The organism is Colwellia sp. BRX10-9 (genome assembly GCF_014077405.1).
GTDB lineage: Bacteria > Pseudomonadota > Gammaproteobacteria > Enterobacterales > Alteromonadaceae > Colwellia_A.
The window spans coordinates 1-17,716 of the sequence record NZ_JACGVV010000026.1 but is presented as its reverse complement, the minus strand read 5'-3'; the positions used below and the strand labels follow the sequence as shown (position 1 = coordinate 17,716).

Genomic DNA, 17,716 nt, shown 5'->3' with positions numbered 1-17,716 from the left:
TGCTATTTAATTTTATACTGCGCGTGAAATCAACATCGACTTAATATGGCCGATAGCTTTCGTTGGGTTTAATCCTTTTGGACAAACATCAACACAGTTCATAATACCATGACAACGGAATACGCTGTAGGCATCTTGCAAACCATCTAAACGTTCTTCAGTTGCAGTATCACGGCTATCAATTAAGAAGCGATAAGCATGCAACAAACCTGCTGGTCCAATAAACTTATCTGGGTTCCACCAGAAAGACGGACAAGAAGTTGAACAACAAGCACATAAAATACACTCATATAAACCATCAAGCTTTTCGCGCTCTTCAATCGATTGAAGATGCTCACGTGCAGGAGGGTTTTTACCATCATTAATTAAGAACGGCTTGATTTTTTCATATTGATTATAGAACTGTGTCATATCAATAACTAAATCACGTACTACCGGTAAACCAGGTAAAGGGCGTAACACTATTTTCTTTGCTGGAACAGCCGATAATGGTGTAATACAAGCTAAACCATTTTTACCATTAATATTCATACCGTCAGAGCCACATACTCCCTCACGACATGAACGACGGAAAGAGATAGTCGTATCTTGCTCTTTTAATAAAATAAGTGCATCAAGTACCATCATATCTGAGCCTTCTGGAATATCCAGCTCATAATCTTTCATGTAAGGTGCATTATCAACATCAGGGTTGTAACGATAAATCGAAAAAATTTGTTTCATTGCAATGCTCCTTAATATACACGAGCTTTCGGTGGGAAAGCTTCACGATGAATAGGTTTCATATTTACAGAACGTTTTGTCATCTCTTCTGTTTCTGGCGTGTAGATAGAGTGGCATAACCAGTTCTCATCATCACGTTCAGTGAAATCTTGACGGGCATGTGCACCACGAGATTCAGTACGGAAGTTAGCTGCTTTAGCTGTACAAAAAGCCGTTTCCATCAAGTTGTCTAATTCTAAACACTCAATACGTTGCGTGTTAAATTCTGTAGACTTATCATCGAGGCTTGCATGTTGAAGACGTTCACGGATTTCAGTCAACTCTTGCATGCCTTCGGCCATAGCCTCACCTTCACGGAATACCGAGAAGTTAAATTGCATACATTTTTGCAAGTCTTTACGTATTTTAGTTGGACTTTCTCCACCTTTTACAGATGACTCCCAACGATTAGTACGTGCTAATGAAGCTTCTAAGTCAGACTCAGAGGCATCTTTTCCGCTTTGCGTATCATTTAAGTAAGTGCCTAAGAAATTACCCGCTGCACGACCAAAGACCACTAAATCAAGAAGAGAATTACCACCTAAACGGTTTGCTCCATGAACAGATACACAAGCGATTTCACCAACGGCAAATAACCCTTCAACGATAGTTTCTTTACCCGTTTCTGGGTTAAAGTTAATCGCTTGGCCATTCACGTTACAAGGAACACCACCCATCTGATAATGACAAGTTGGTATAACTGGAATAGGTTCTACTGCTGGATCTACGTGAGCAAATGTTTTCGATAAATCACAAACACCTGGTAAACGTTTTTCAAGCGTTTCACGGCCTAAATGATCAAGTTTAAGTTTAAGATGCGGACCCATAGGACCGTCAAAACCACGACCTTCACGGATCTCTGTCATCATAGAACGAGCAACTACGTCACGACCTGCTAAATCTTTAGCATTTGGTGCATAACGTTCCATGAAACGCTCGCCATCTTTGTTAAGCAGGTAACCACCTTCTCCACGACAACCTTCAGTAACAAGCGTACCTGCACCGGCGATTCCTGTTGGATGAAACTGCCACATTTCCATGTCTTGCATCTGTATGCCAGCACGAACTGCCATACCAACGCCGTCACCAGTATTGATGTGAGCATTAGTTGTTGATGCATAGATACGACCAGCACCACCGGTAGCTAATACCGTAGCACGGGCTTTGAAGTAAACAATCTCGCCTGTTTCGATACAAATAGCGGTTGTACCAACAATAGCACCGTCACTATTTTTAACTAAATCTAGTGCATACCATTCAGAGTAGACATTAGTTTTATTTTTAACGTTTTGTTGGTACAAGCAATGTAATAAAGCATGGCCAGTACGATCGGCTGCGGCTGCTGTACGTGCAGCTTGTTCGCCACCAAAGTTTTTAGATTGGCCACCGAAAGGACGTTGATAAATCTTACCTTCTTCAGTACGAGAAAAGGGTAGACCCATTTTCTCTAACTCAATAATGGATTCAGGACCTGTTTTACACATGTATTCGATTGCGTCTTGATCTCCGATATAATCAGAACCCTTAACGGTATCGTACATATGTTGTTCCCAATGATCTTCATGCGCATTACCTAGCGCAACAGTGATACCACCTTGAGCAGATACTGTATGAGAACGAGTAGGAAAAACTTTAGAAATCAAGGCACAAGATTTGCCTGATTCAGAAATAGCTAATGCAGCGCGCATACCTGCACCACCGGCGCCAATAACTATAGCGTCAAATTCACGAATTGGAACGCCCACTTATACACCCCACACAATTAAAAAGCCTGCCGCAAGGTAAGCTAATAAAGTAACAGAAAAGAAAAATTGTAATGACCCACGCAAAAAAGCTGGTTTAATATAATCAGACAATACTTGCCAAATACCAATCCACGCATGAATAACAACTGACAAAACAGCAAGTAATGTTGCTATTTTTACTGACATCAAGCCAAAAAAGCTATGCCAAGCGTCATAAGTTACATCTGGAGTAACTACAAAAAAGCCAGCGATCAATAACGTATATAACGTTAAAATAATAGCGCTTGCTCTTATAAGAATAAAATCATGTACGCCATTTCGGCCTACAGTAGCAATGTTGTTTACCATAACCAAACTCCTACTACGACGGTAAGTATAAACCAAAGTGCCATAGCAAATTTAGCACTGGTGTTACCTGAAGCTAATTCTTCAAAATGGCCTAAGTCCATAAATAAGTGACGAACACCCATTAATATATGGAACGTTAGAGCAGAGATTATGCCAAACATAATGAATTTAAATATGAAACCATCCAGACATGCTTGAACTTGAGCAAATCCTTCAGCGGAAGATAGAGATAACGAAAGTGCCCACAATAATATACCAATAGCAAATACCATAATGACACCAGAAACACGGTGCAATATCGAGGCGTTTGCCGAAGGGTGCATTTTAATTGTAGTCAGATCTAGGTTTACAGGACGTTGTTTTTTCACAATTTCGCCTAAAGAGTTCTTTGAGCCTTCAACTTGTTTTTTTATTGCTCAATGAAATAAGTAAACGTGTTTACAATCAATTGAGCAATCCCCTAGCGATCTTAGTTAATATTTGTCTATTAATGAAATAATCTACAAATACAAAAATTAGATCAGCTTGATTATATAGCTGAACATTTTTAATTACAATTTTCTTACGCGAGAATTTCACCTTTATTTCAAAGGTATCAGACTATTATTTAACCTATTTTAGCAATTCTTTAACTTTAGTCTAAGGTAGAAACAATTGGTTTGACTTTAAGGGGGTATAATGAAGTAGAATACGGTCAGTTTTATATTCATAAAAACTGACTAACTTTTCAAAAGTAAGTTCAGCAAGCGAATTAAATAATTTATAGGGGATTAAACATATGGCTGAATCTAAAGCCACTCTCAGTATTGATGGTAACGTAGTTGCAGATTTACCAATACTTTCAGGTAGCGCCGGTAACGACGTAATAGACATCAGAACTTTGGGTAATTATGGTTATTTCACTTATGACCCGGGTTTCTTAGCAACCGCTTCATGTGAATCAGCTATTACTTATATCGATGGTGGTAAGGGTATTTTACAACATCGTGGTTATCCAATTGACAGTTTAGCTAAACAAGCTAACTATCTAGAAGTTTGTTATATTTTGTTAAATGGTGATGCACCAACATCAACTCAATATGATGAATTTGTTGATATTATTACCAACCATACTATGGTTCACGAGAAACTGGCTCATTTTTTCCAAGGTTTCTTGCCTGACGCACACCCAATGGCAATGCTTTGTGGTGTTGTTGGTGCTATGTCTTCATTTTATCATAGTGATTTAGACATTGAAGATCCTGTGCAACGTATGCGTAGTGCGCATCGCTTAATTGCTAAAATGCCAACTATTTCAGCAATGGCTTACAAATACAGCATTGGCCAACCATTCGTTTATCCACGTAATGAATTAAGCTATGCAGAAAACTTCTTACATATGATGTTCTCTGTACCAGCAGAAGAGTATGTTGTTAGCCCTACTGTTGCCCGTGCCATGGATAGAATATTTACATTGCATGCAGATCACGAGCAAAACGCTTCAACTTCAACAGTTCGTTTAGCTGGATCTTCTGGTGCTAACCCTTATGCATGTATCGCTGCAGGCGTAGCATCTTTGTGGGGCCCTGCACATGGCGGCGCTAACGAAGCCTGCTTAAAAATGCTTGAGCAAATTGGTACATTAGAGCGTGTTGACGAATTTGTTGCTCGTGCTAAAGATAAGAGTGATTCATTTCGCTTAATGGGTTTCGGACATCGTGTTTACAAAAACTTTGATCCACGCGCAACAGTAATGCGTGAAACATGTCATGAAGTATTGAAAGAGTTAGGCATAAAAGATCCTCTTTTAGACGTGGCAATGGCTCTTGAAAAAGTGGCCCTTGAAGACCCATACTTTATTGAGAAAAAACTTTACCCGAATGTAGATTTTTATTCAGGTATCATCTTGAAAGCTATCGGTATTCCTACCAACATGTTCACAGTAGTATTTGCTATGTCTCGTACCGTGGGTTGGATTTCTCACTGGGATGAAATGTTAGGTCAAGCGGGTCAAAAAATTGGTCGTCCTCGTCAAAACTATATTGGTGAAATTGACCGTGAATTTATCCCATTAAATAAAAGATAATTATTTATTTTATAAATCACTCTTTGAAAGGTAGCTCACGCTACCTTTTTTATTCCTTCAATTTTAGTCGCATCATAAAAACAATTAATAACCCTTTTTTCTTTGATTATCAGGAAATTTCTTTTGCCTCGCCTTAGTAATAATTTTCTCTTTACTGCAATAAAAACAGCTTTATCTTGATAAAAACATAAAACAGCCCAATAAATAATCATTATAACAATAAAGAATACTAGCTATACACATAAAAAATAGTATTAATAAACAGTAAATTAAAAAAACACAGACCGATAGTTCAGCTTAATTCCGGGCCAAATCTATACCGATAATAGCTAAAAATTACTACAATAATTGTTTAAAATACTGATGATTTATTAATTATAAGTAAAACAATTGATACCTTGCCACTGCATATTTATTTTTCCAACACTATACCCAGCTAAATCAACTGTAATTGTCACCTTACACTCTCACAATCATTGATTGATTTATTAATAAATCAACCAAACCATTACAATTCTGCTGCCTCAACACTTTAAATTAAGGTGCAGCCAGCGGATAAAGTCGTCATTGTTAAGGGTAAAAATAGCGAGATAAAGAAAAAAGTTAATTGCTTACGGGATTTGCTGTATTCAGTGTTAATTCACCCTTATAATGTTAAAAATTTTATGAGTTAATGATTACGGTATGTCTGAATATCAAATGAGATTTGGTGGAATTGCGCGTCTTTACGGCGCTGCAGGTGCTGCTTTATTAGAAAAAGCGCACTTCTGTGTGATAGGCATCGGTGGTGTTGGTTCTTGGGCTGCTGAATCTTTAGCAAGAACAGGGATTGGTTCGATAACATTAATTGATTTAGATGATATCTGCACAACCAATATCAATAGACAAATTCATGCACTTACTGAAACGATTGGAGAAAGTAAAGTCGATGTGATGGCTGAACGTATTAAGCAAATTAATCCAAGCTGTCAGGTGAATGTCATTGAAGATTTTGTCACTTTTGATAATTTGCGTGAACTATTAAGTAACGATTTTGATTATGTCATCGATGCTATTGACTCAGTGAAAATAAAAACGGCTATTATTGCTCATTGTAAACGCAATAAAATACCAGTAATTACTATTGGTGGCGCAGGAGGGCAAACAGATCCAAGTAAGATTCAACTTTGTGACTTGAGCCAAACTTATCAAGATCCATTGCTTGCTAAGGTAAAAAATCAACTGCGCCGTGAATTTAACTTCCCGAAAGCCGATGCAAAAACAAGCAATAAGCGAAAGTTTTCAATTGATGCCGTTTTTTCTACTGAACAACTGGTTTATCCTGATGAAAATGGCAATGTTTGTCACGCAAAGCAAACTCAATATGGTACGGTACGGTTAGATTGCAGCTCAGGTTTTGGCGCGGTTACTCACGTTACAGCCACATTTGCTTTCTTTGCTACCAGCCGTGCAATTAAGAAATATTTAGCTAAGCATCAGCTTTGATGTTGCCTTGCCATCATTTTAATTTTTTCAACGATGGCTTTAACACCATTACTACGTGATGGGCTCAAGTGCTGTAACAAACCCAACTTTGAAAAATAAGATTGGTCGTCAAACGCTAATATCTGTGCCGATGAAAGCTGCTGAAAAGCAGCTAATATAATTACCATTAAACCTCGAATAACTTTAGCGTCACTGTCGCAACTAAAAATAAACTCATCTTGAGTATTTTTAGTTGCCATTAACCAGGCATGACTTTCGCATCCTACAATCAAGGTAGTGTTGTTACGGAAGCTTTTATCCATTCTGACTAATGACTTACCCAACATCATTATTTCTCGATGACGAGAATCCCAACCTTTTAATAAACTAAATCTTACTATCATAGCTGAGTGATTAGTTGAATTGACGGGCTGTGCTAAGTGATGTGGTTCAATAATAATTTTATCAACATTGTCATCAGTGCCTTGGATCAGTAAATTTAGTTTCTCAATAAAAAAATCAATTTCTGCATAAGTATTATAAGCCGCTAATGAAACTCTAATACAGCCACTTAATTTTAAATAGTCCATTAAAGGCATCGCACAATGATGTCCACTTCTGATGGCAATACCATATGCATCTAGCCCGCTGGCAATATCGTAATTATGTGCACCACAGACGGTGAATGAAAGTACGCTAATATCAGGTTTGTCCTCAACAACAAATTTAACCGCTTTAATTTGTGATAATTTTTCATAACAGTAGCATGTCAATAAGCTTTCATATTTTGCTAACTGAGCTACTCCAAATGAATTAATGAATTCAATACTGGCAGAGAAAGCAATAACACCAGCATAGTTCGGTGTCCCAGCTTCAAATTTAAAGGGGAGTTGATTAAATGATGTTCCTTGAAAACTAACTTTTTTTATCATTTCCCCCCCCCCCTGATAAGGAGGCATAGCCGTTAATAAGTCACGTCGACCGTATAAAACACCAACGCCCGTGGGTCCAAACATTTTGTGTGCTGAAAAAACGTAGAAGTCACAGTCTAGAGTTTGCATATTTAGTGCTAAGTGGGCACAAGCTTGAGCACCGTCAATAACCGTTATGGCTTTATATTTTTTAGCTAAGGTGATGATTTTTTTAACGGGATTCACTTTACCAATCACGTTAGAAATATGCGTAAAACTAACCACCTTAGTTTTTTCATTAAAATAACCTGCTAAGCTATTTTCATCGATACAACCACTCGCATCTAAAGGTAAAACTTTAATAATAGCGCCAGTTTTTACGGCAATCATTTGCCAAGGCACGATGTTAGCGTGGTGTTCAGCATGGCTTAATAATATTTCATCGCCCGCTTGTAAGTTTTTCTGCCCCCAACTCTGAGCAATTAAATTAATTCCTCCCGTTGTACCTGGAGTCCAAATGATTTCTTCTAAGTATTTGGCTTGAATAAAGTGTTGCACTTTAGCTCTAGCTTGCTCAAAAGCCAAGGTAGCTTTAGCACTCAGAGCATGTGAGGCACGATGAACATTAGCATTATATTGCTGATACACCTCAGCTTCGGTTTCGATAACCACATTAGGCTTTTGAGTGGTAGCGCCATTATCAAAATAAACTAAGGGCAAGTCGTTGACGGTATTACTGAGCAAAGGAAAATGCTGGCGAAATGTGCTGACATCGAATTTATTCATAAGAGATTACATGCAAAGATAATATTACTGACATAATTATACCTGATAATACTATAAAAATTGATCATTTAAACAATCAAGAGTCTCACTAGTTTATTTAGACAATAGTCCAAAATAATAGGTTAATTTATCTGTTTTAAACTAGAGTTAAACAGTAAAGAAAATAAAGGGTGAAAAGTATGAAGTTATTTTCATGGTTCATTAAAGCAAATAAGCATCCAAAGCCTGCACAAGAAGGTTTACCAACAGCTGTATCAAATGACATCGCAGATGAAGGAATAAATGCACTTAATCGCAATACTATGTGGCCGATAGCAAAAGTTAAAAACGCGACTGTGATTATTAAGAAGGCAAATAAGAAAATGAATACGTCTCAAAGTACCCATAAATACGAGACGACTAAAGCGAGTAAGCCAATTATTGGCCCTATTCCTTTAGGTTAGGCAGAGCTCTTCTCAACTAATCTGGCTGATAAAAATAGCGCGAAAGCGTTATTTTTTTGCTTCTATTGCTAGACTAACATTATGTAAATAGTGTGGCATTAAGAACTTTTCGGGGTTGTCGGCTAGCAATTGTAAGTATAAAGCTGGAAAGCCTGTTTGATAATAACGCATCCTAGTTCTTTGCTTTAAAGGTTTTATTGCAACAAAGTCTTTTTCATTACAGCTTTCAGCAATAAAAGCACCCACGCTATCACCTTCTTTAGAAACAGTCCCTAATTTCCAACCTTGCGCAGTATGAGTCACTAACGATGTTTTCCTTGAAATATATTTAGCCCAAGGTAATTCGCTGAGAATTACTGCACGGACTTTCTCACGAGAGCCTTGATAAAAACGGGGCAAAATTGCAACATTATGGGAGAACATCGCATTTTGCACAGCCAAGCAACGAGAATGATTTTTAGGTAGCGCGTACTCATCAATAAAGCCAAGTAGATGAGCCAGCTCATGGTAAAAGACTTCTGCATTATCATGACGATCAATATATAAAATACCCGCGTTTACGTTAGCACCGCCTTTTTCAACAAGCACCGCAATGAACCTGTCTACTGACACTCGCTTATTATTTGGCCAGATAGATTCGTCACATCGAATCGCTTCATTAGTACTTTGGTGACAAGCGAGTGTTATTTTACTGATGTATTGTACCGGTGAAAAACAAAGGTAAGGTTGTAATGTTGCTAACGTCGAGGATGATATCAGTTCTTCAAAATATGCTAAGTCGCGTAGATTCGTTGCATAGGGGGCAATGCTCGCTAGACAATTTGCTTGTGACGGTATATTTGGAGTATTTAAGACATGGTAACGCAATAGCTTTTTCGAAAAAGACTCAAGTTCTTCAGATGGTTTGTCTGCGTTTATCGTCTCAAGCTGCTTAATATATCGGTCTATTTCTGGTTTTTCTCCTATTGAAATTAAAACCTCAAGTAAAAGCGTTAGGGCAGATCCATTAGACGATATTGGTAATAATAATTTTTTAGCCGCAAGTAGTTTGTTATGGAAAAAATAAATTTTTGCTAAGTCTATTCTTGCTTGCTGATGACCTAATCGAATGGCTTGTGCAAGCCATAGCTCGATATTTTGATTATTGTCGCCTTGCTTATTTTTATAATATTGGGCTAATTTAAATGCCACCTCTCCATCACTTTTAGCCAGTGATTTAGCAATATTTTGCCATCTTGGGTCGTTATCAACATAAGTATTTAAATGCTTATACAAAAGAGTGTTTAAGCCAAGCTTTTCTATAACGGTTAATTGTGAGTGGTTAGCGTAACCATTTTCTACGGCTTTAATTAATGAGTTTACCGATAAAAAAGAGCTTATTGATATAACAGTCAATAAGCTGATGATGGTTAAGCTGACTTTATATTTCATTTGCAGGTATAAATAACATCCATCAACACATTAAGACGACTTAGCGGCTTTAACAATTTCTTGTCGCATTAAGTCTAACTCTAGTTTGGCGTATCTGTGTTCAACAAACTCATAGACGTTAGTACTTAAGGCTAATTTAAAAAAGTTTGCTGCAAGTTCATTATTGTCTTTGAGTTGATAGTATTTACCTAAGTAGAAATATGCCTCGCACAGACGTTCACTTAAAGCCTTATTAGAATTTACGCCTATTGATAATTGACTGATAAATTCTTGCTCGGTTATCTCACCAAGATAAAGTTGAATAATATTTTTAGCCCAAACACTCTCTTCAACTTGCTCTGCCGCGACCTTTAATGATGTTTTCGCATTAAGGTTATTTGCCGCTGACTCGGCTAAATACATCCATAAAATACGGTAAGGGTCATTACTTTTTCGTTGCTGAAAAGTACTAAAATCATCAATAGATAGTTCAGCACGACCCCCATAATATAAAGCAATCCCTCTATTTAAATAGGCATATTCATGTTCAGGCGCTAAATCTATTGCCGAATCAAAAGCCTCGTAAGCTTGGTTGAACTCTTGCAATTGGGTGAAATGGATCCCTAAAAAATTATAGGCATCAACAAAGTCTGGCTTTAAACGCAAAGCTCGATTGAAATCAAGACGGGCTAATGAACGTAAACCAACACTGTCGTAAACAACACCGCGGTCATAATAAAGTTCAGCTCGTTGGGCATCGGTTATTTCAGCTCTTTGAATAACATCAGTTAGACGCGCTATCGCTATTTCACTTTTATAATTTATGGCTAATGGTTCGACAATGATAAGTTGATTCATGGCGAGCGAATCGTCATTTTCTGGGCTGCTTGCACAACCTTGTAAAGATGAGATGACGATGACAAGCGCTACTTTAAATAATTTATTCACAGAAATAATGTACCTAATGAAATTTTGTATTGACTCATTTTAGTATATAAAAAAGGGAGCCATCAGGCTCCCTTTTTATCTAACTTTTTAAGTAAGCTATTCAGCAGCGTCAGCTACTGGTGCTTCCTTTTTCTCATTAGCTTCTTTAATACTTAAACGTACACGGCCTTGACGGTCGACTTCAAGTACTTTAACCGTAACTTCCTGGCCTTCAGTTAATACGTCACTTACAGCATTAACACGTTCGTCAGAGATTTGAGAGATGTGAACTAAACCATCTTTACCCGGAAGTACGTTAACAAAAGCACCAAAATCAACGATACGTACTACTTTACCTTGGTAAATTGTACCTACTTCAATTTCAGCCGTTAATGCTTTAATACGATTAATCGCATCTTCAGCTTGCTCACCATTAGTTGCAGCAATTTTAACAGTACCATCGTCATCAATCTCGATAGTTGTACCTGTTTCTTCTGTAAGCATGCGGATAGTAGCACCACCTTTACCAATGATGTCACGAATTTTATCTTGGCTAACTTTGATGGTATGAATGCGTGGTGCAAACTGTGAAATATCATCACGGTGACCAGAGATAGCTTCATCCATTACAGATAGGATATGAGTACGTGCAGCTTTTGCTTGGTTTAAAGCAAGTTGCATGATTTCTTTAGTGATGCCTTCAATTTTAATGTCCATTTGAAGTGCAGTAATACCACCGGTAGTACCCGCTACTTTAAAGTCCATGTCACCTAAGTGATCTTCATCACCTAAAATGTCTGAAAGAACAACAAAGTCGTCGCCTTCTTTAACTAAGCCCATTGCAATACCAGCAACAGAAGCTTTAATTGGTACACCAGCATCCATTAATGCTAATGAAGCACCACAAACAGAAGCCATTGAAGATGAACCATTTGATTCTGTAATTTCAGAAACAATACGCACAGCATATGGGAATTCTTCAAGTGAAGGCATAACCGCTAACATACCGCGTTTTGCTAAACGGCCATGGCCGATTTCACGACGCTTTGGAGAGCCAACAAAACCTGTTTCACCAACACAGTATGGAGGAAAGTTATAATGAAGCATAAATGCGTCAGTCTTCTCACCCATAATAGTATCAAGACGCTGTGCATCACGTTGTGTACCTAAAGTAGCCGTAACTAATGCTTGTGTTTCACCACGAGTAAATACCGCAGAACCGTGAGTTCTCGGTAATACACCTGTCATAACGTCTAGGGCACGGATCATTTCAGGATCACGACCATCGATGCGAGGCATGCCTTTAGTGATACGACCACGAACAACAGTTTTCTCTAAGTCATGGAATAAATCTTTTGCTTCTTGAACATTAAGATCTGCATCGCTTGCTAATAATGTTTCAACAACACCATCGCGGATTTCTTTGATTTTTTCGTAACGAACAGCTTTTTCAGTGATTTGGTAAGCTTCGTTAACTTGTGCTTCACTCAATTCTGCAATTTTAGCAATAAGGTCAGCATTCTTAACTGGTGCAACCCAATCCCACTTAGGATTGTTAACTTCAGCAGCCATTTCTTTAATTGCTGTGATAGCCGTTTGCATTTGCTCATGGCCATACATAACAGCGCCAAGCATAACTTCTTCAGATAAAATATCAGCTTCAGACTCAACCATTAGTACTGCAGAATCAGTACCTGAAACAACTAAGTTTAACTTAGACGTTTCTAATTCAGATTGTAATGGGTTAAGAATGTATTTGCCGTCAGTATAACCAACACGTGCTGCGCCAACAGGACCACTAAATGGCATACCTGAAATAGCTAAAGCTGCAGACGTACCTAATAAAGAAATGATGTCAGGGGCAATTTCTGGGTTAGCAGAAACAACCGTAATAACAACTTGAACTTCGTTAGTAAAGCCATCTGGGAAAAGTGGACGAATTGGACGGTCAATTAAACGACAGATTAATGTTTCTTCTTCAGAAGGACGGCCTTCACGTTTAAAGAAACCACCTGGGATTTTACCCGCTGCGTATGTACGCTCTTGGTAGTTAACTGTTAATGGAAAAAAATCTTGTCCTGGTTTTGCTTCTTTCTTACCAACAACAGACACTAATACACACGTATCGTCCATGCTTGCCATAACAGCACAAGTTGCTTGACGTGCGATAGCACCAGTTTCTAAAGTAACGGTATGTTGACCGAATTCAAATGTTTTTGTCACTGTATTGAACATAAATGTTCCTTTTTAGCTAAATATAAATTTTCTTGATTAACCAATCTGTACAATTATTTATTCACTTATAGCAAAATTTTAACCGCTTAAGTTGAACAAAAAATTATACAGTTTGGATTGATTAGTTTTGCAAAAGCTTAAATTTTCTAAAAATTTGCAGGCACATTATACTATCAAACGCGCTATTTACTAGCCAGAAAGGGGAATTGTTATTAAGAAAAGACAAAAAAGCGTACTTTGACTAAGTTTGGGCAAGTTACCCAGTAAATTAGCAATAAAAAAAGGAGCTATAAAGCTCCTTTTTTTTGATATTACCTTTAAGAAAAAAGGTAACAAATAAGTCACATCTTAACGACGTAGACCTAATTTAGCGATTACCGTTGTGTAACGCTCAACGTTTTTGCCTTTTAAGTAATCAAGTAACTTACGACGTTGTGCAACCATGCGCAATAAACCACGACGTGAGTGATGATCATGGATGTGCTCTTTGAAGTGACCTTGTAGGTGGTTAATTTGTGTAGTTAACAAAGCAACTTGTACTTCAGGTGAACCAGTATCACCTTCTTTTTGAGCATATTCTGCAACGATTGCAGCTTTTTCTGTAGCATTTAAAGACATAATAAATCCTTAGTGTGATGTACTCGAAAGTACTTAAAATTCGCACCTCGCCAAACACTAATTCAGCTAAGGTGACAAAAGAGCGCGCATTGTATCAGCGACAGACGAAATTGCAACTGATATTTGTGTCACACCATTAATAACTTGTCGTTAGACTATATAACATTTAACCATGAGTAAACGCTGTTTTATTTTACTGATATAGGCGATAACCAGCCAAGATCCTAAAATGTTAAATAATTTATTACAGCGTTTTCAAAAATTCGTCTAAAACAACAATGCGTTTTGGTGCAATTAAACCGTTGTCGTCTATATGACCAACACCAATAAACTCTCCATCATTGATATTGTCTCCAACAAAAACCTGCACTAAACCTTCAGCTGGAACATTAGCTGCTTGTACTGGATTACCGTGGCGTAAAAAGTTAGCAGACATATCATCTATAAAAACCTCAGGGATACCATCACAGGCCGTCGTCATCGGTAACAATAAAGGGTCAAGTAAAGTAGAAGGCGCTAACTCTTGCTCTTCTGCTTGTGCCACTAATGCTTGTAATTGTTCCAGTGTTACCATTTTATCTGTAGGATAATTTCCCACGGCACTTCTGCGTAAATTAGCAACATGTGCGCCACAACCAAGCAGCTCGCCTAAATCGTCGATGATAGTACGAATATAGGTGCCTTTAGATACATGAATATGTAAATCAACTTCATCACCTTCAAAGCGTAATAAGTCTAAACGAAAAACCGTAATATCTCGGGACTCACGAGGGACCTCAACACCTTCTCGCGCATATTTATATAAAGGCTGGCCTTTATATTTTAACGCTGAGTACATAGAAGGAATTTGCTGTGTGGTACCGCGAAAAGACTCAAGTGCTATTGCTAATTGCTCACTTGATACATCAACCAGCTTTTCCGCAACAACTTCGCCGTCAGCGTCACTGGTTGTAGTGCGCACACCCAATTTTGCTGTTACTTGATAGGTTTTATCAGTATCGAGTAAAAATTGAGAAAACTTAGTTGCTTCACCTAAACAAATCGGCAACATACCGGTAGCAAGTGGATCTAATGCCCCAGTATGCCCGGCTTTTTGTGCAAAGAAGATACGCTTAACTTTTTGTAAAGCACTGTTCGATGACATGTCATAGGGTTTATCAAGTAGGATCACCCCATTAATTGGGCGACCTTTTCTGCGTTTAGCCATCTAGCTGTACCCTATGAATTTTCTTCGTTGTTGAGATCAGTTGCTTCTTTAGAAGCGGTAGCATCTCGCTCTGAGCTTTCAGCAATATGCTTATCGCTAGCGACAGCTTCATCAACCAATGAACTCATTCGAACACCTTCAGCCATAGAGCTGTCATAAACAAAACGTAAATGCGGCATAATACGAGCACGTAATTTCTTCGCTAATAACGAACGAATAAAACCAGCAGCTTCATTTAACACTTCAATAGAGCTTTTTATTTCTGAGGCTTCATTGGTAAAAAAAGTCACGAATATTTTTGCGTAAGCTAAATCACGTGTCAACTCGACAGCAGAAACTGTTGTCATGACTAAGCGTGGATCTTTAACTTCGCGCATCAAAATAGTCGCGATTTCTTTTTGTATTTCTTGTCCGACACGGTCGGTACGGGCAAATTCTCTTGCCATAGGAAATTCTCCTAATAAAATTATCGAGGACTTTTACCTGATAACTTTTAATATATAAACAAAAATGGAGGCAAAGCCCCCATTTAGTATTTGTACAACAGTAAGTGAGCTATCTCATTACATTGAAGCCGATTAACCAACAAAAGCAGTCAATCAATCAGCAATAATCTAAAGTTATAGCGTACGCTTAATTTCTATTGTTTCGAATACTTCAATTTGGTCACCAACGCGAACATCATTGTAGTTCTTAACACCGATACCACATTCAGTACCGTTACGAACTTCTGCAACATCGTCTTTGAAACGACGAAGTGATTCAAGTTCACCTTCGTATATAACAACCAAGTCACGTAATACGCGAATTGGAGCACTACGTTTAATGATACCTTCAGTAACCATACAACCAGCGATTGCGCCGATTTTAGGCGACTTAAACACGTCACGAACTTGTGCAAGACCAATGATTTCTTGCTTGAACTCTGGCGCTAACATGCCGCTCATCGCTTGCTTAACTTCATCAATTAATGCGTAAATAACACTATAGTAGCGTAAATCAATGTTTTCAGATTCAATCACTTTACGCGCAGATGCATCAGCACGAACATTAAAACCAACCACGATGGCATTTGAAGCCGCCGCTAATGTCGCATCAGTTTCAGTGATAGCACCAACACCTGAACCTATGATTCTAACTTTAACTTCATCAGTAGATAACTTAAGTAATGAGTCACTAATAGCTTCAAGTGAACCTTGAACATCCGACTTAATTACAACGTTTACTTCAGAAATTTCGCCTTCAGCCATACTTGCAAACATATTTTCAAGTTTAGCTTTTTGTTGACGAGCAAGTTTCACATCACGGAATTTACCTTGACGGAATAAAGCAACTTCACGTGCTTTTTTCTCATCTTTAACAACAGTCGCTTCATCACCAGATTGTGGAACACCACTTAAACCAATAATTTCAACTGGGATAGATGGACCTGCTGATTGAATATCTTTACCATTTTCATCGCGCATTGCACGAACACGGCCATATTCTAAACCACAAAGAACAATATCACCTTGCTTTAAAGTACCTTCTTGAACCAGGATAGTTGCTACTGGGCCGCGGCCTTTATCTAATTTAGATTCAATAACTACACCACTTGCCATTTTATCGACAACAGCAGTTAGCTCTAAAACTTCAGACTGTAGCAATATTGAATCAAGTAAGTCATCAATACCTAAACCTGTTTTAGCTGAGACATGACAAAATTGAACTTCACCGCCCCACTCTTCAGATAAAACACCGTGTTGAGATAATTCACTCTTAACACGTTCGATATCAACACCTTCTTTATCCATCTTGTTTACAGCGATGATAATAGGTGCATCAGATGCTTTAGCATGTTGAATTGCTTCAACAGTCTGTGGCATAACACCATCATCTGCAGCAACAACAATGATAACGATATCGGTTGCTTTAGCACCACGAGAACGCATAGAAGTAAAGGCAGCATGACCTGGAGTATCTAAGAAAGTGATCATACCATGACCAGTTTCTACGTGATAAGCACCAATATGCTGAGTAATACCACCGGCTTCACCGTCTGCTACTTTCGCTTTACGAATGTAATCAAGTAATGATGTTTTACCGTGATCAACGTGACCCATAATAGTAACAACAGGTGCACGAGTAATCTCGATACCCGTATGATGACGGTCAGCAAGTACAGCTTCTTCCAAGGCATTTTCTTTAACAAGTACAACTTCAAAACCCATATCTTCAGCAACAAGTGCGGCTGTTTCTTGGTCAATAACTTGGTTAATGGTTGCCATTGCGCCTAGTTTGAACATAGCTTTAACAACTTCTGCGCCTTTCTTAGCCATTTTATTGGCAAGTTCAGCAACCGAAATAGTTTCGCCAATGCGAATATCTTGTACTTTTGTTTCTACTGGTTTAGTAAAACCATGTTTTAAGCTGTCAGGTGAAGATAAAGTTTTACCTTTACCGCGACCATTGTTGCGGCCACGAGCATTACGGTCTGCAGGTGCTTTTTTCTTCTTACGACGACGGCCACTTTCATCAGCAGAGTCACTTTTATCTTCAGCTTCTTGAGCATATTTAGAAGAAGTTAAATGAACAACCTCTTTCTCTTTAGCTTTACGCTCAGCTTCTTGTTCTTTCCAGCGCGCTTCATTTTCTTCTGCTAATTTTTTAGCGGCGGCTGTTGCTTCTTTAGCTTCTTCTTCAAGCTTAGCTTTTGTTTCAGCTTCTAGAGCAAGACGAACTTTTTTAGCTTCTTCAGTTTCTGCAATTTTTACTGGTACTTCTTCAGCATTTTTTGCTTTCGCTGCGGCTGCTTG

15 protein-coding genes are annotated in these 17,716 nt (G+C 38.2%); 3 read left to right on the top strand and 12 right to left on the bottom strand.

All coding sequences use genetic code 11. The features are described 5' to 3' along the window. Nucleotides 1–12: 12 nt before the first annotated feature. The 4 genes from H4J69_RS14290 to sdhC are packed head-to-tail and all read right to left on the bottom strand — an operon-like array spanning nt 13 to nt 3,223. A complete protein-coding gene (locus H4J69_RS14290) occupies nt 13–723 on the bottom strand; it encodes a succinate dehydrogenase iron-sulfur subunit (RefSeq protein ID WP_070376197.1) in 711 nt (236 codons plus the stop codon). Between the two features lie 11 nt (nt 724–734). Then, the gene (gene sdhA / locus H4J69_RS14285) at nt 735–2,507 is read right to left on the bottom strand and encodes a succinate dehydrogenase flavoprotein subunit (protein ID WP_070376196.1); all 1,773 of its coding nucleotides are present in this window, start codon (nt 2,505–2,507) and stop codon (nt 735–737) included. Further along, a complete protein-coding gene (gene sdhD, locus H4J69_RS14280) occupies nt 2,508–2,855 on the bottom strand; it encodes a succinate dehydrogenase, hydrophobic membrane anchor protein (RefSeq protein ID WP_070376195.1) in 348 nt (115 codons plus the stop codon). It lies immediately after the preceding gene. Beyond that, a complete protein-coding gene (gene sdhC, locus H4J69_RS14275; RefSeq protein WP_070376194.1) occupies nt 2,849–3,223 on the bottom strand; it encodes a succinate dehydrogenase, cytochrome b556 subunit in 375 nt (124 codons plus the stop codon). The genes sdhD and sdhC overlap by 7 nt, the downstream gene beginning before the upstream one ends. A gap of 410 nt (nt 3,224–3,633) precedes the next feature. Here sdhC and H4J69_RS14270 point away from each other — a divergent pair, with 410 nt between their 5' ends. Beyond that, on the top strand, nt 3,634–4,920 hold the full coding sequence (locus tag H4J69_RS14270; protein WP_182215429.1) for a citrate synthase: 1,287 nt from the start codon (nt 3,634–3,636) through the stop codon (nt 4,918–4,920). A 684-nt stretch (nt 4,921–5,604) separates the two neighbouring features. Continuing rightward, nucleotides 5,605–6,405 (top strand): tRNA cyclic N6-threonylcarbamoyladenosine(37) synthase TcdA, encoded by an 801-nt coding sequence (gene tcdA, locus H4J69_RS14265; RefSeq protein ID WP_182244925.1) that lies wholly within the window; start codon nt 5,605–5,607, stop codon nt 6,403–6,405. Here tcdA and H4J69_RS14260 read toward each other — a convergent pair. After that, nucleotides 6,396–8,081 carry a SufS family cysteine desulfurase gene (locus H4J69_RS14260; protein WP_182244924.1) on the bottom strand — a complete coding sequence of 562 codons (1,686 nt, stop codon included), beginning with the start codon at nt 8,079–8,081 and terminating at the stop codon, nt 6,396–6,398. The genes tcdA and H4J69_RS14260 overlap by 10 nt on opposite strands. A 179-nt stretch (nt 8,082–8,260) precedes the next feature. Between H4J69_RS14260 and H4J69_RS14255 the strand changes: the two genes are divergently transcribed. Then, nucleotides 8,261–8,524: a hypothetical protein gene (locus H4J69_RS14255; RefSeq protein WP_182215434.1), complete on the top strand. Its 264-nt coding sequence runs from the start codon at nt 8,261–8,263 to the stop codon at nt 8,522–8,524. A gap of 48 nt (nt 8,525–8,572) precedes the next feature. Here the strand turns inward: H4J69_RS14255 and H4J69_RS14250 are convergent, their stop codons facing one another. The 7 genes from H4J69_RS14250 to infB all read right to left on the bottom strand — a co-directional run. After that, the gene (locus tag H4J69_RS14250) at nt 8,573–9,955 is read right to left on the bottom strand and encodes a hypothetical protein (protein ID WP_182244923.1); all 1,383 of its coding nucleotides are present in this window, start codon (nt 9,953–9,955) and stop codon (nt 8,573–8,575) included. Nucleotides 9,956–9,985: 30 nt separating this feature from the next. Further along, a complete protein-coding gene (nlpI, locus tag H4J69_RS14245) occupies nt 9,986–10,882 on the bottom strand; it encodes a lipoprotein NlpI (protein WP_182244922.1) in 897 nt (298 codons plus the stop codon). 96 nt (nt 10,883–10,978) lie between these two features. Beyond that, on the bottom strand, nt 10,979–13,096 hold the full coding sequence (pnp, locus tag H4J69_RS14240) for a polyribonucleotide nucleotidyltransferase (protein ID WP_182215440.1): 2,118 nt from the start codon (nt 13,094–13,096) through the stop codon (nt 10,979–10,981). Between the two features lie 348 nt (nt 13,097–13,444). Next, nucleotides 13,445–13,714: a 30S ribosomal protein S15 gene (gene rpsO / locus H4J69_RS14235; protein WP_070376186.1), complete on the bottom strand. Its 270-nt coding sequence runs from the start codon at nt 13,712–13,714 to the stop codon at nt 13,445–13,447. A 244-nt stretch (nt 13,715–13,958) separates the two neighbouring features. Continuing rightward, nucleotides 13,959–14,921 carry a tRNA pseudouridine(55) synthase TruB gene (gene truB / locus H4J69_RS14230; RefSeq protein ID WP_182215442.1) on the bottom strand — a complete coding sequence of 321 codons (963 nt, stop codon included), beginning with the start codon at nt 14,919–14,921 and terminating at the stop codon, nt 13,959–13,961. 11 nt (nt 14,922–14,932) lie between these two features. Further along, nucleotides 14,933–15,367, bottom strand: a complete 435-nt coding sequence (gene rbfA / locus H4J69_RS14225) for a 30S ribosome-binding factor RbfA (RefSeq protein ID WP_182215444.1) — start codon at nt 15,365–15,367, stop codon at nt 14,933–14,935. Between the two features lie 174 nt (nt 15,368–15,541). Beyond that, nucleotides 15,542–17,716 (bottom strand): translation initiation factor IF-2 (gene infB / locus H4J69_RS14220; RefSeq protein ID WP_182251977.1); only part of this gene is annotated, 2,175 nt, incomplete at its 5' end.